We start from the raw sequence: 12987 nt of genomic DNA, 5'->3' as shown, positions 1-12987 counted from the left end.
AGTTTCTCTCCTCTCCGTGCCTGTGATTGCGCTATAGTGTTTTCACCATATAAGCGGGAGAACACAATGATTAACGTGGAGATGTTATCCACCGGCGACGAAGTGCTGCATGGACAGATTATTGATACCAATGCTGCCTGGCTTGCCGATCTTTTCTTTGAGCAAGGATTACCGTTAACGCGCCGCAATACCGTAGGCGACAGTCTTGAGTCGCTGGTGACTGTTCTGCGCGAGCGTAGCGAACACTGCGACGTGCTGATTGTGAACGGTGGGCTCGGCCCCACCGGCGACGATCTCAGCGCGCTGGCTGCCGCGACCGCCAAAGGCGAAGGGCTGGTGTTGCATGAGGCGTGGCTGACCCACATGGAGCGTTTCTTCTCCGAACGTGGCCGCGTGATGGCCCCCAGCAACCGCAAACAGGCTGAAATCCCGGCCAGCGCCGAACTGGTCGATAACCCGGTGGGTACCGCCTGCGGTTTCGCCGTTCAACTGAACCGCTGCCTGATGTTCTTCACGCCGGGTGTCCCGTCTGAATTTAAAGTGATGGTCGAACAGCAGATCCTGCCGCGCCTTCGTCAACGTTTTACCCTGCCTGAACCGCCAGTCTGCCTGCGCCTGACCACCTTTGGCCGCTCGGAAAGCGATCTGGCGCAGAGCCTCGATCACCTGCCGCTGCCACCGGGGGTATCCATGGGCTATCGCTCTTCCATGCCGATCATTGAACTCAAGCTGACCGGGCCTGCGACGCAGAAAGCGGCGATGCTGGCGCTCTGGCCGGAAGTGCAGCGCGTGGCGGGCGAAAGTCTTATTTTCGAGGGTACGGAAGGGCTACCAGCGCAGATTGCGAAGCATCTGCAGTCGCGCCAGCTGAGCGTTACCCTGAGCGAGCAGTTTACCGGTGGCCTGCTGGCGTTGCAGTTAAACCGGGCCAGTGCCCCACTGCTGGCCAGCGAAGTGGTGCCCTTCCAGCAGGAGACGCTGGCGCAGACGGCACGCTGGGCGTCAGAACGCCGGGTGAAACATTTTGCCGGTCTGGCGCTGTTTGTCGGGGGACTGGATGAAGAGTATCTCAATTTTGCGCTCGCCACGCCGGAAGGGACCCATGCCTTAAGAGTCAAAATGGGTATCAGCCGCCACAGCCTGGCGGTGCGTCAGGAGGTCTGCGCCATGATGGCGCTGAACATGCTGCGTCGCTGGCTGGCAGGTAAGGAGGTGGCCAGCGAGCACGGCTGGATCAACGTGGTGGAATCGCTGTTCGTTGAGTAACCGGTTTGCCGGGGCGGCGGCCCCGGCGATAGCTAACCCAACGCCTTCGCCAGCAGCGTGATGGGATGTTCGCAGCGCTTGCTGGTGGACATCTCTATCTGCCACTTGCAGGTTTCGCAGTCGGTCACCACGATATCGGCGCCGCTCTCCTCAATCTGGCGGAACAGCGGCGCGCCAATCGCCTGTGATGTTTCGTAATTTTCACGCTTAAAGCCGTACGTCCCCGCAATGCCGCAGCAGCGCGAATCCAGCACCGTCAGCGCCAGCCCCGGAATTAACCGCAACAGTTCCAGCGTGTAGAGCGACCAGCCCATTTTTTCCATATGGCAGGGCGTATGGTAGACCACTTTCAGGGGTAAGTTTTTCAGCGGTAACGTCTGCCCGCTGTCCAGCTTGCGCCACAGGAAACGCGTCGCCAGCTCAATCTTTTCGCGCAGGCCGGTATTGTCCACCTCCAGCAGGTGCGGATACTCATCGCGCAGCGTGAAGGTGCAGGTCGAGGAGGTGGCCAGCACCGGAATGCCTTTATCGATGATGGCCTCGCGCAGCGACGAGACGTTGCTTCTGGCCTGTTTGCGCGCTTTATCGGTAAACCCGTTGGCGATCAGCGGCACACCGCAGCACTTCTCCTTGCTCAGCAACTGCACGCCTGTACCCATGGCGTTCAGCACTTTCAGCAGATCTTTGCCCAACTGCGGGTGGTTGTAATTCACGTAGCAGCCATGGAAGAACGCCACCTGGTCGGCATATTGTGCCTGGTCTGCCGCTACGGATTTGTACCAGCGGCGGAAGGTGCCGTGGGAATATTTAGGCAGGCTGCGGTGATGGTCGATCTTCAGCGTGGCATCCAGCAGCTGGCGCACCGGTTTCAGCGAGGTCGCGGCGTTCACCAGCGGGGCAAACGGCGTGGAGACGCTGCCCATCAGGTCGGTATGGCTGAGAATGGCATCGCGCAGCGACGGTTTTTGCGTGCTATAGCGTGCCCGGGCGCGCTGAATAATGTCGCCGATTTTCACATCCGACGGGCAGGCGACTTCACAGCGTTTGCAGTTGATGCAGTATTTCAGCGCGTCATCGTACAGCGCGCCATCCTTCAGACGCAGGCGCTCGCCGTCCGGTCCGGCCTGTTTCGGCCCGGGATAGCGCGGGTTAACGCCGCTGACCGGGCAGACGGTGGTGCAGACCGTGCATTTGATGCAGCTTTCAAAGCGGGTGTCGTTCATTGTTCAGCCTCCGTGCGCTGGCAAATCTGCTCTGCCACATAGAGCGCCGTTATGGCGCAGACGCCGCCGCCGCAGCCCTGGGCGATAGGATCGTATCCGCCCAAAAGCGAACCGATGGCGTAGAGATTTGGAACTGGCTTTCCGGAAAGTTGCGGATGCAGCTGGTTATCCACAATCACGCCGAACTGCTGCCAGGGCTGCGGGGAAAAGAAATCGCTCTGATACCAGTCCGCGCGGGAGGCACTCTGGCGGACATCCAGCCCCATAATCGCCTCGCGAATGCCCTCCCGGCTGCTCAGCAGACCGTTGCTGAAGAAACTGCCGCTTGCCAGCACCGCGTAACGCGTACGAAGCGGAATGTCGTCGTGGTTGCGGGTCCAGATTTCGCTCACCGTGCCGTCTGTCAGGGTGATTTTTTTCACCTCATCCCCCGCCATCCACACGCCACCCTGGGCCACAAACTGGCGCTGAAGCTGGGTATGCAGGCGAATGCCGGGCACGGAAGGGGGAAGCGTCGGCAGCAGGCCGAGCGAGCAGGGCAGGCGATCGGAGAGCCAGCACCACAGCCGGTTATCACCTAAGCCAAAGCAGGCGGGCATAAAGAGCGCATCGCATCCCTCTGCAAGCGGTTTGAGCGCCTCATACAGCAGCGGCCATTTCTCTTCGTTATCGAGCAAACGGGCAATATTCACCGCGCGGAACTCGCTGGGATTGTCGCGCAGGAGATCCAGCTCAGGAAGGTCAATCTCTGCCGTTTCAGCGTTGACCCCCTGGCGACTGAGCGAGGCCGCCGCCAGATGGGGCTGAAAATCCAGAAAACCGCTAATACCCACCACCCGCACGCGCGTGGCCTTGAACGGGGCAACGGGGACCTCTTCCGGGCTGAGCCAGGCGGCGCGCAGCGTACCGAGCGGGGTCACCCGCTGGTGATTGTGCTGCGCGCTGCCCTGCATCCGGGCGCCGCACTCAGCCAGCAGCGCTTCGGTCTCCAGGGCGAAGCGGTCAATGTGCTGCGCGCCGATCAGGTGATAAGGATGCTCTGCCGGCAGTTTGTCACGGTACGTTTCGTCCAGCAGATCCAGCGAGCCCGACGAGAAGTGCAGGGCGCTCTGGCCCCGGGTGATAATGGCGCAGCGCAGTCCCTGCTTCGTGAGTTTGATGCCACAGAGCAGACCCGCCAGCCCGCCGCCGACGATCACCGTATCAAATTTCATCGCGTTGCTCCTTCTCCAGACCGCAAAGCCCCTGGTACACCCAGCGGGTAAATTCGCTTTCACGCAGGGCATCGCCCCAGGCGACAGGCTGAATGCCTTTCCAGCGCTCGTTTAAAAAATCGCTGAGCTGATCGAGCGACTGGGTGGCGGTGGTGGTATGAAAACGCTGCAACAGCCCGGCGGCACGGCAGGCACACAGCTCCCCCTGACAGGTGCCCATCCCGACGCGGGTGCGGCGGCGGAGATCGAGCAGGCTATTCACCGTCAGATTCTCCACCGCGTATTGCACTTCCCCGGCGGTAACGGCCTCGCACTCGCATACCAGACTGCGGCTCAGCCGTCCTTCGCCCAGCCACAACGGCGTTCTGTCGCCATGGCGATAGACAGCCGAACCGCGCAGGGGGGCGGGTAGGGAGAGAATTTTTTGCACTGTTTTCTCGGTAGACTGGCGCGAGCCGGGCAGGGGCTGTTCCGCGGTTACGCACGGTTCGCTATTGCCCAGCTTGCGGCAGACGGCATCCGTCGCCCATTCGGCCATCAGACGGTAGGTCATCAATTTACCCCCGGTGATAGTGATGAAGCCGTCCAGCCCGTCGCGCGCGGCGTGGTCAAGCAGCACAATGCCGCGGCTGACGTTGCGTCCGCTCGGATCGTCATCGCTGGCAACAAGCGGACGCACACCTGCGTAGGCGCGCAGGATACGGGTCTGGGCCATCACCGGCGCCAGTTTTTCTCCTTCGCGCAGCAGGATATCGACCTCTTCTGCGGTGACCCGATTGAAATCAATCTCGCTGTAGTCCACGTGGGTGGAGGTGGTCCCGATTAACGAAATGGTATCGCCGGGTACAAGGATGTCTGCGTCAGACGGTTTGCGGCAGCGGTTGATGACATGGTTATTAATGCGGTGATCGAGGATCAGCAGCGAGCCTTTGGCCGGAAACATGCGCACAGAGAGATCGGCGTATTCCGCGATGCGCTGCCCCCAGATCCCCGCCGCGTTGACCACCACGGCGGCATAGAGCTCGTGGTGTTCGTTGTAGCGCGTATCCAGGACCCGCACACCTACGATGCGATGCCCCTCACGGATAAGCCCGGTGACCTGATGGCCGGTCAGGATCTGCGCGCTATGCTCGCGGGCGTCCAGCATGTTGGCCGCCGTCAGGCGAAACGGATCCACGGTGCCGTCCGGAACTTTCACCGCCCCGGTCAATGCCGGATTAACCGAAGGTTCGATGCGGCGTGCTAGGGCCGGGTCAATGGCTTGCGCCTGAATGCCTGCGGCCTGGCAGGCGGTAATGAAGGTTGACTGAAAGGCGAGATCGTCTTCGGGAAGCGTAATAAACAGACCGTCGGTGGGCTCAATGCAGTGACGGGCAATGCGCCGGAGGATCTGGTTTTCGGCGATACATTCGCGGGCCGATTCGCCGTCGGTGACGGCGTAGCGGGCGCCGCTGTGCAGCAGACCATGATTGCGTCCGGTTGCGCCTGTTGCAATATCATGGCGCTCCAGAAGCGTGACGCTCAGCCCCCTGAGCGCGCAGTCGCGGGCGATGCCTGCGCCGGTCGCGCCCCCGCCAATGATAATCACATCGCTATAGCGTGGATCGTGAATTGTCATTGCCATCCCTCAGTGTTCGTTTTGTCTCATTTAGCCACATAAAAACTGTGGTTTGTTTGATATCGAACACAAACGAGCGAAATTCGAAAGTGAAACGTGATTTCATACGCTTTTTTGCGCATTCTGTCATATTTCTGTAACAATCTGTGCGTTGATTCACAGTAACAATCACCGTTATTTCTTAACATCCCCGCCTCTCTAGCCGGGCGCGTGATGTCCGGTCACTTTTTGAAAGGCCACGGAGGCTGTTATGCTCAGTATCTTTAAACCTGCGCCACATCGGGCGCGACTGCCAGAGGCAGAGATAGACCCTCTCTACCGCCGTCTGCGTTGGCAAATCTTCATGGGGATTTTCTTTGGCTATGCGGCGTACTATCTGGTACGTAAAAACTTCGCACTCGCCATGCCCTACCTGGTGGAACAGGGCTTCTCACGCGGCGATCTTGGTTTCGCGCTGTCGGGGATCTCTATCGCCTACGGTTTTTCGAAATTCATTATGGGGTCAGTGTCGGATCGCTCGAATCCGCGCGTGTTCCTGCCCGCTGGCCTGATCCTGGCGGCAGCGGTCATGCTGTTTATGGGCTTTGTGCCGTGGGCGACCTCCAGCATCGCCATTATGTTTGTGCTGCTGTTCCTCTGCGGCTGGTTCCAGGGGATGGGGTGGCCACCGTGCGGGCGCACCATGGTGCACTGGTGGTCGCAGAAAGAGCGCGGCGGTATCGTGTCGGTCTGGAACTGCGCCCATAACGTCGGGGGCGGGCTTCCACCGCTGCTGTTCCTGCTGGGGATGGCCTGGTTCAACGACTGGCACGCCGCGCTCTATATGCCAGCCTTTGGGGCAATCCTGGTAGCGATTATCGCCTTTGCGCTGATGCGCGACACGCCGCAGTCCTGCGGTTTGCCGCCGATTGAAGAGTATAAAAACGACTATCCGGATGATTACAGCGAGAAGCACGAAGAAGAGCTGACGGCAAAGCAGATATTCATGAAGTACGTCTTGCCGAACAAACTGCTGTGGTACATCGCGGTAGCGAACGTGTTTGTTTACCTGCTGCGTTACGGCATCCTCGACTGGTCGCCGACCTACCTGAAAGAGGTGAAGCATTTTGCGCTGGATAAATCCTCCTGGGCCTACTTCCTGTACGAGTACGCCGGGATCCCGGGGACGCTGATTTGCGGCTGGATGTCGGACAAAGTGTTTAAGGGCAACCGTGGCGCGACGGGCGTCTTCTTTATGACCCTCGTGACCATTGCCACCGTCGTCTACTGGCTCAACCCGCCGGGTAACCCGGGCGTGGACATGGCCTGTATGATCGTCATCGGCTTCCTGATTTATGGCCCTGTTATGCTGATTGGTCTGCATGCCCTGGAACTGGCACCGAAAAAAGCGGCAGGCACGGCGGCAGGCTTTACCGGTCTGTTCGGCTACCTGGGCGGTTCGGTCGCGGCGAGCGCCATCGTAGGCTATACCGTTGACTTCTTCGGCTGGGACGGCGGCTTTATGGTGATGATCGGCGGCAGCGTGCTGGCGGTATTGCTGCTGATTGTTGTGATGATCGGTGAAAAACGTCACCACGCGGACGTGCTGGCGCGTCGTCAATAAGGAGCACTGCCATGAAATTCACGCAAATAGCGGCCGGTCTGTTGCTGGCGGGCCTGATGACCGGATCCGCCCTGGCGGCGGATAAAATCGTTATTGCCCATCGCGGCGCAAGCGGCTATCTGCCGGAGCATACGCTGCCGGCGAAAGCGATGGCCTATGCGCAGGGGGCCGATTATCTGGAGCAGGATCTGGTAATGACAAAGGACGACCAGCTGGTCGTCCTGCATGACCACTATCTTGACCGGGTGACCGATGTGGCGGAACGTTTCCCGGACCGCGCCCGTAAAGATGGCCGTTTTTACGCCATCGACTTCACCCTGGATGAAATCCGCTCTTTGAAGTTTACCGAGGGCTTCGAGATTGAAAACGGCAAGAAGGTGCAGGTTTATCCGGGACGTTTCCCGATGGGCAAATCTGAGTTCCGCATCCATACCTTCCAGGAAGAGATTGAGTTTGTTCAGGGGCTGAACCACTCGACGGGCAAAAATATCGGTATCTATCCGGAAATTAAAGCCCCGTGGTTCCATCACCAGGAAGGGAAGGATATCGCCGCGAAAACGCTGGAGGTGCTGAAGCAGTACGGCTACACCAGCAAGAAGGACAAAGTCTGGCTCCAGTGTTTTGACGCCGCGGAACTGAAGCGCATCAAAACCGAGCTGGAGCCAAAGATGGGGATGGATCTCAATCTGGTTCAGCTGATCGCTTATACCGACTGGAATGAAACCCAGGAGAAGCAGGCTGACGGCAAGTGGGTAAACTACAACTACGACTGGATGTTTAAGCCGGGTGCGATGAAGCAGATCGCGCAGTACGCCGACGGGATCGGACCCGATTACCACATGCTGGTGGCGGAAGGTTCAACCCCGGGCCACGTGAAGCTGACGGCGATGGTGAAAGAGGCGCATGCCAGCAAGATGCGGGTGCATCCGTATACGGTGCGTGCTGACCAGTTGCCGCCGTACGCCACAGACGTGAATCAGCTTTACGAGGTGTTATATAAGCAGGCGGACGTGGATGGGTTGTTTACGGACTTCCCGGATAAAGCGGTGAGCTTTTTGAAGGATAAAGACTGAAATTGCCGGGTGGCGGCTGCGCCTTACCCGGCCTATGGACTGCGGTTTTGTAGGCCGGGTAAGCGAAGCGCCACCCGGCACAATCACATCTCGATCTCTATATCCCCTTTCGCCCGGCAGCAGCAGGGCAAAATTTCACCGTCGTTGATGAAGGCCAGTGGTTCGGTTATCCAGTCAACCTGACCGGTCACCAGACGACAGCGGCAGGAGCCGCAATAGCCTTCGCGGCACTGGTATTCAACGGCAATCTGGTGGGATTCCAGCGCAATAAGCAGGGAGGGGTGCTCTTCCTGGCACAGAAGCTCTGTGCCAGAAAGACGAAGCGTTACGCGGCTCATCAGAGCTGGAAGTCGCTCAAATCGTCGGTGTTGACTTCGGAGTCAATCTGACCGACCAGGTAGGAGCTCACTTCCACCTCCTGCGGCGCCACCTGCACGTTGTCAGAGACCAGCCAGGTGTTGATCCACGGGATCGGGTTGGAGCGGGTCTGGAACGGCAGATCCAGGCCGACCGCCTGCATGCGGATGTTGGTGATATACTCGACGTACTGGCAGAGAATATCTTTGTTCAGGCCGATCATGGAGCCGCCCTGGAACAGATACTCCGCCCACTCTTTCTCCTGCTGTGCCGCCTGGACAAACAGGTCATAGCTCTCCTGCTTGCACTCTTCCGCAATCTCGGCCATCTCCGGATCGTCCACGCCGCTGCGCAGCAGGTTCAGCATATGCTGGGTACCGGTCAGGTGCAGGGCTTCATCGCGGGCGATGAGGCGAATGATTTTGGCGTTGCCTTCCATCAGCTCGCGTTCCGCAAAGGCGAAGGAGCAGGCGAAGCTGACGTAGAAGCGGATCGCTTCCAGCGCGTTCACGCTCATCAGGCACAGGTAGAGCTTCTTCTTCAGCTCGCGCAGGCTCACGGTGACGGTTTTGCCGTTTACGGTGTGGGTGCCTTCACCCAGCAGGTGCCAGTAGCTGGTCAGCTCGATCAGATCGTCGTAGAAGTGGGAGATGCCTTCCGCACGCTTCAGGATCTGTTCGTTGGTGACGATATCATCGAAGACAATCGCCGGATCGTTGATGATGTTACGGATGATGTGGGTATAGGAGCGGGAGTGGATCGTCTCGGAGAACGCCCACGTCTCGACCCAGGTCTCCAGCTCCGGAATGGAGATCAGCGGCAGCAGCGCCACGTTCGGGCTGCGCCCCTGGATGGAGTCCAGCAGCGTCTGATACTTCAGGTTGCTGAGGAAAATGTGCTTTTCGTGTTCCGGCAGCGCCTGGAAATCGATGCGGTCGCGTGAAACATCAACTTCTTCCGGACGCCAGAAGAAAGAGAGTTGCTTTTCAATCAGCTTTTCGAAGATGTCATATTTTTGCTGATCGTAGCGCGCCACGTTGACCGGCTGGCCGAAGAACATCGGCTCTTTGAGCTGGTCGTTTTTCGTCTGTGAAAAGGTGGTGTATGCCATGAGTGTGTCCTGTGAGAGATTTTGTAGATCGGGCAAACAAAATCGTAGGCCGGGTAAGCGTAGCGCCACCCGGCATATACATTAAATCTTACATGCGCCGCTTTCGCAGCCATCATCCTGAATAGAGGGTGCCAGATCGTCCTGCGCATCTTCCGCACCGTCGCGGGTGTTTTGATAGTACAGGGTCTTCACGCCAAATTTGTAGGCGGTAAGCAGGTCTTTCAGCAGCTGCTGCATCGGCACTTTCCCGGACGGGAAGCGTGACGGATCGTAGTTGGTGTTGGCAGAGATTGACTGGTCGATAAATTTCTGCATAATCCCCACCAGTTGCAGGTAGCCGTCGTTATTTGGCATCTCCCACAGCAGCTCGTAGTTGTTTTTCAGCAGCTCATAATCCGGTACCACCTGGCGCAGGATCCCATCTTTCGACGCTTTGATGCTGACATGACCGCGCGGCGGCTCAATACCGTTGGTGGCGTTAGAGATCTGCGAGGAGGTCTCGGACGGCATCAGGGCAGAGAGCGTGGAGTTACGCAGGCCGTGGGTCTTGATGGATTCGCGCAGTGCTTCCCAGTCAAGATGCAGCGGCTCGTTGGCGATCGCATCCAGGTCTTTCTTATAGGTATCGATCGGCAAAATGCCTTTGGAATAGGTGGTTTCATTGAACCACGGGCAGGCGCCTTGCTCTTTCGCCAGCTCGTTCGAGGCTTTCAGCAGGTAGTACTGAATGGCTTCGAAGGTCTGGTGCGTCAGGTTGTTAGCGCTGCCGTCGGAGTAGCGTTTGCCGTTTTTCGCCAGCCAGTAAGCATAGTTAATGACGCCAATACCCAGGGTACGACGACCCATCGCACCACGTTTTGCCGCCGGGATTGGGTAATCCTGGTAATCCAGCAGCGCATCCAGGGCGCGAACCGCCAGCACCGCCAGCTCTTCCAGTTCGTCCAGGCTGTTGATGGCGCCCAGGTTGAACGCGGAGAGCGTGCACAGGGCGATTTCGCCGTTTTCGTCGTTCACATCTTCCAGCGGTTTGGTCGGCAGGGCGATCTCCAGACACAGGTTGGACTGGCGCACTGGCGCAACGACCGGATCGAACGGGCTGTGGGTGTTGCAGTGATCGACGTTCTGAATGTAGATACGGCCGGTAGAGGCACGCTCCTGCATCATCAGCGAGAACAGTTCTACCGCTTTCACACGCTGTTTACGGATGCTGTCGTCTTTTTCATATTTGCTGTACAGACGCTCGAACTCATCCTGATCGGCAAAGAAGGCATCATACAGGCCCGGGACGTCGGACGGGCTGAAGAGAGTAATATCTTCACCTTTCAGCAGACGGGTATACATCAGCTTGTTGATCTGTACGCCGTAGTCCATGTGACGCACGCGGTTGCCTTCCACGCCACGGTTGTTTTTCAGCACCAGCAGGCTTTCTACTTCCAGGTGCCACATTGGATAGAAGAGGGTAGCTGCACCGCCACGCACGCCGCCCTGAGAGCAGGATTTCACCGCGGTCTGGAAGTGTTTGTAGAACGGGATACAGCCGGTGTGGAACGCTTCACCGCCACGAATTGGGCTGCCCAGGGCACGAATGCGACCGGCGTTGATGCCAATACCGGCACGCTGGGAAACGTATTTCACAATGGCGCTGGAGGTCGCGTTGATGGAATCCAGGCTGTCGCCGCACTCGATCAGCACGCAGGAGCTGAACTGGCGGGTTGGGGTGCGAACGCCGGACATGATTGGCGTTGGCAGAGAAATTTTAAAGGTGGAAACTGCATCGTAGAAACGCTTCACGTATTCCAGACGGGTTTCACGCGGGTAGTTCGAGAACAGGCAGGCCGCCACCAGAATGTAGAGGAACTGAGCGCTTTCGTAGATCTCGCCGGTCACGCGGTTCTGGACCAGGTATTTCCCTTCCAGCTGTTTCACCGCGGCGTAGGAGAAGTTCATATCACGCCAGTGATCGATGAACCCGTCCATCTGCTTGAACTCTTCTTCCGTGTAGTCTTCCAGCAGATGCGTGTCGTACTTGCCAAGCTCGACCATCTTCACCACATGATCGAACAGCGCTGGCGGCTCAAACTGACCGTAGGCTTTTTTACGCAGGTGGAAAATCGCCAGACGGGCAGCGAGGTACTGATAATCCGGCGCGTCGCGGGAGATGAGATCCGCCGCGGCTTTGATAATGGTTTCGTGGATATCAGACGTTTTGATGCCGTCATAGAACTGGATATGGGAGCGCAGTTCAACCTGGGAGATCGATACGTTATTCAGCCCTTCTGCTGCCCAGTCGAGAACTCGATGGATTTTGTCCAGATTGATACGCTCGGTGGTACCGTCGCGCTTTGTCACCAGCAGACTCTGATTCATGTGGGTTTTTACCTGTCCGTGAAAATGAAAATATCCCCCGCTTATCCACAGCCTTCTGTGGATAAATACTACATATAGGGGTTTTACAATAAGGATAACGCAAGATGGTGAGTATTCTAGTAAGGATTCTTTTGAGTACAAGAGTTGATTTTGAGGTTAAATTGAGGTTGTTAAAGCGTAAAAAAGCGTAAGTCCTCGTACCGTAAGGCCTGGACGACATGTCAATATTCCAGAAAAAAAAATGAAAATTTGATCGACTGCTGATTTCTTCAACGGGCTGTCAAAAATGCGCAACAAACTGCTGCGCATTCGTCAGAAAAAGAGTAATTACTCTTGCTCTTTTTTGGCGGTGGTATGGAGCATGTAGTTAACGTCCACGCCTGGCGCCAGTTTGAATTTGTCGGTCAGGGGATTGTAGTGCAGGCCGGTCATATGCTGTTCTTTAAGCCAGGTGTTGTCGACCCAGCTCAGTAATTCTGCTGGCTTGATGAATTTTTTCACGTCGTGCGTGCCTTTTGGCACCATCCGCAGCACGTACTCTGCGCCAACCACCGCCATCAGCCAGGCCTTGCCGTTGCGGTTGATGGTGGAGAAAAAGACCTGACCGCCCGGCTTCACCAGCGCGGCACAGGCTTTCACCACCGATTGCGGGTCGGGAACATGCTCCAGCATCTCCATGCAGGTGACGACGTCGTACTGGTGGGCGTGCTCCGCCGCATGGGCTTCAACCGTTTCCTGCACGTACTCCACCTGGATACCGCTCTCCAGCGCGTGCAGGCGCGCTACCTGCAGCGGCTCGAAGCCCATATCCAGCCCGGTCACCGTGGCGCCTTCGCGCGCCATGCTCTCGGCCAGGATGCCGCCGCCGCATCCCACATCAAGCACTTTTTTACCGAACAGGCCGCCGGAACGCTCCGCGATATAGCCCAGGCGCAGAGGGTTAATGCGGTGCAGCGGTTTGAACTCACCTTCAAGATCCCACCAGCGCGAGGCCACGGCTTCAAATTTGGCGATCTCTTCGTGGTCGACGTTGTCAGCCATCGGGGATTTTTCCGCATTCATGGACGCTTTTACTCCGTAATTTAAAGACGAGGAAGTATATCAGGATAACAAAGCAAATTAGTTTAAACCTAAGCGGGTGTGTTATAATTTCCG

At 57.7% G+C, this 12987-nt stretch carries 10 protein-coding genes; 3 read left to right on the top strand and 7 right to left on the bottom strand.

Translation table 11 applies throughout. The features are described from left to right. The first annotated feature begins 66 nt into the window (after positions 1-66). Complete coding sequence (locus WFM46_RS06625) at positions 67-1266, top strand: nicotinamide mononucleotide deamidase-related protein YfaY (RefSeq protein WP_336997281.1); 1200 nt, start codon at positions 67-69, stop codon at positions 1264-1266. Between the two features lie 32 nt (positions 1267-1298). Here WFM46_RS06625 and glpC read toward each other — a convergent pair whose 3' ends face one another. Genes glpC through glpA form a run of 3 tightly spaced genes read right to left on the bottom strand, consistent with a single transcriptional unit; the run spans position 1299 to position 5321 of the window. Continuing rightward, positions 1299-2489 (bottom strand): anaerobic glycerol-3-phosphate dehydrogenase subunit GlpC, encoded by a 1191-nt coding sequence (gene glpC, locus WFM46_RS06620; RefSeq protein WP_336997280.1) that lies wholly within the window; start codon positions 2487-2489, stop codon positions 1299-1301. Continuing rightward, complete coding sequence (gene glpB / locus WFM46_RS06615) at positions 2486-3703, bottom strand: glycerol-3-phosphate dehydrogenase subunit GlpB (protein WP_336997279.1); 1218 nt, start codon at positions 3701-3703, stop codon at positions 2486-2488. Before glpB ends, glpC begins: the two co-directional genes overlap by 4 nt. Then, positions 3693-5321, bottom strand: coding sequence for an anaerobic glycerol-3-phosphate dehydrogenase subunit A (glpA, locus tag WFM46_RS06610; RefSeq protein WP_336997278.1), 1629 nt, complete (start codon positions 5319-5321; stop codon positions 3693-3695). Before glpA ends, glpB begins: the two co-directional genes overlap by 11 nt. A 250-nt stretch (positions 5322-5571) precedes the next feature. On the opposite strand from glpA, the gene glpT reads away from it, so the two are divergent. After that, positions 5572-6924, top strand: a complete 1353-nt coding sequence (gene glpT, locus WFM46_RS06605; RefSeq protein ID WP_156654937.1) for a glycerol-3-phosphate transporter — start codon at positions 5572-5574, stop codon at positions 6922-6924. A gap of 11 nt (positions 6925-6935) precedes the next feature. Then, on the top strand, positions 6936-7997 hold the full coding sequence (gene glpQ / locus WFM46_RS06600; protein ID WP_336997277.1) for a glycerophosphodiester phosphodiesterase: 1062 nt from the start codon (positions 6936-6938) through the stop codon (positions 7995-7997). An 83-nt stretch (positions 7998-8080) separates the two neighbouring features. Here the strand turns inward: glpQ and yfaE are convergent, their stop codons facing one another. The 4 genes from yfaE to ubiG all read right to left on the bottom strand — a co-directional run bounded on the left by yfaE (position 8081) and on the right by ubiG (position 12894). Beyond that, positions 8081-8335, bottom strand: coding sequence for a class I ribonucleotide reductase maintenance protein YfaE (gene yfaE / locus WFM46_RS06595; RefSeq protein ID WP_103180417.1), 255 nt, complete (start codon positions 8333-8335; stop codon positions 8081-8083). Continuing rightward, the gene (gene nrdB / locus WFM46_RS06590) at positions 8335-9465 is read right to left on the bottom strand and encodes a class Ia ribonucleoside-diphosphate reductase subunit beta (RefSeq protein ID WP_336997276.1); all 1131 of its coding nucleotides are present in this window, start codon (positions 9463-9465) and stop codon (positions 8335-8337) included. The genes yfaE and nrdB overlap by 1 nt, the downstream gene beginning before the upstream one ends. An 81-nt stretch (positions 9466-9546) precedes the next feature. Then, on the bottom strand, positions 9547-11832 hold the full coding sequence (gene nrdA / locus WFM46_RS06585) for a class 1a ribonucleoside-diphosphate reductase subunit alpha (protein WP_336997275.1): 2286 nt from the start codon (positions 11830-11832) through the stop codon (positions 9547-9549). A gap of 327 nt (positions 11833-12159) precedes the next feature. Next, on the bottom strand, positions 12160-12894 hold the full coding sequence (gene ubiG, locus WFM46_RS06580) for a bifunctional 2-polyprenyl-6-hydroxyphenol methylase/3-demethylubiquinol 3-O-methyltransferase UbiG (protein ID WP_180210757.1): 735 nt from the start codon (positions 12892-12894) through the stop codon (positions 12160-12162). Positions 12895-12987: the final 93 nt, after the last annotated feature.

It is taken from the genome of Leclercia sp. M50 (genome assembly GCF_037150775.1).
Classification (GTDB): domain Bacteria; phylum Pseudomonadota; class Gammaproteobacteria; order Enterobacterales; family Enterobacteriaceae; genus Enterobacter.
This window is presented reverse-complemented; position numbering and strand designations above follow the sequence as displayed.

Excerpts from the sequence above, each read along its gene's own strand:
- glpQ (WP_336997277.1), top strand. The coding sequence starts at position 6,936 with ATGAAATTCACGCAAATAGCGGCCGGTCTGTTGCTGGCGGGCCTGATG.
- glpB (WP_336997279.1), bottom strand. The coding sequence starts at position 3,703 with ATGAAATTTGATACGGTGATCGTCGGCGGCGGGCTGGCGGGTCTGCTC.
- nrdB (WP_336997276.1), bottom strand. The coding sequence starts at position 9,465 with ATGGCATACACCACCTTTTCACAGACGAAAAACGACCAGCTCAAAGAG.
- glpC (WP_336997280.1), bottom strand. The coding sequence starts at position 2,489 with ATGAACGACACCCGCTTTGAAAGCTGCATCAAATGCACGGTCTGCACC.
- ubiG (WP_180210757.1), bottom strand. The coding sequence starts at position 12,894 with ATGAATGCGGAAAAATCCCCGATGGCTGACAACGTCGACCACGAAGAG.
- glpT (WP_156654937.1), top strand. The coding sequence starts at position 5,572 with ATGCTCAGTATCTTTAAACCTGCGCCACATCGGGCGCGACTGCCAGAG.
- glpA (WP_336997278.1), bottom strand. The coding sequence starts at position 5,321 with ATGACAATTCACGATCCACGCTATAGCGATGTGATTATCATTGGCGGG.
- nrdA (WP_336997275.1), bottom strand. The coding sequence starts at position 11,832 with ATGAATCAGAGTCTGCTGGTGACAAAGCGCGACGGTACCACCGAGCGT.
- yfaE (WP_103180417.1), bottom strand. The coding sequence starts at position 8,335 with ATGAGCCGCGTAACGCTTCGTCTTTCTGGCACAGAGCTTCTGTGCCAG.
- WFM46_RS06625 (WP_336997281.1), top strand. The coding sequence starts at position 67 with ATGATTAACGTGGAGATGTTATCCACCGGCGACGAAGTGCTGCATGGA.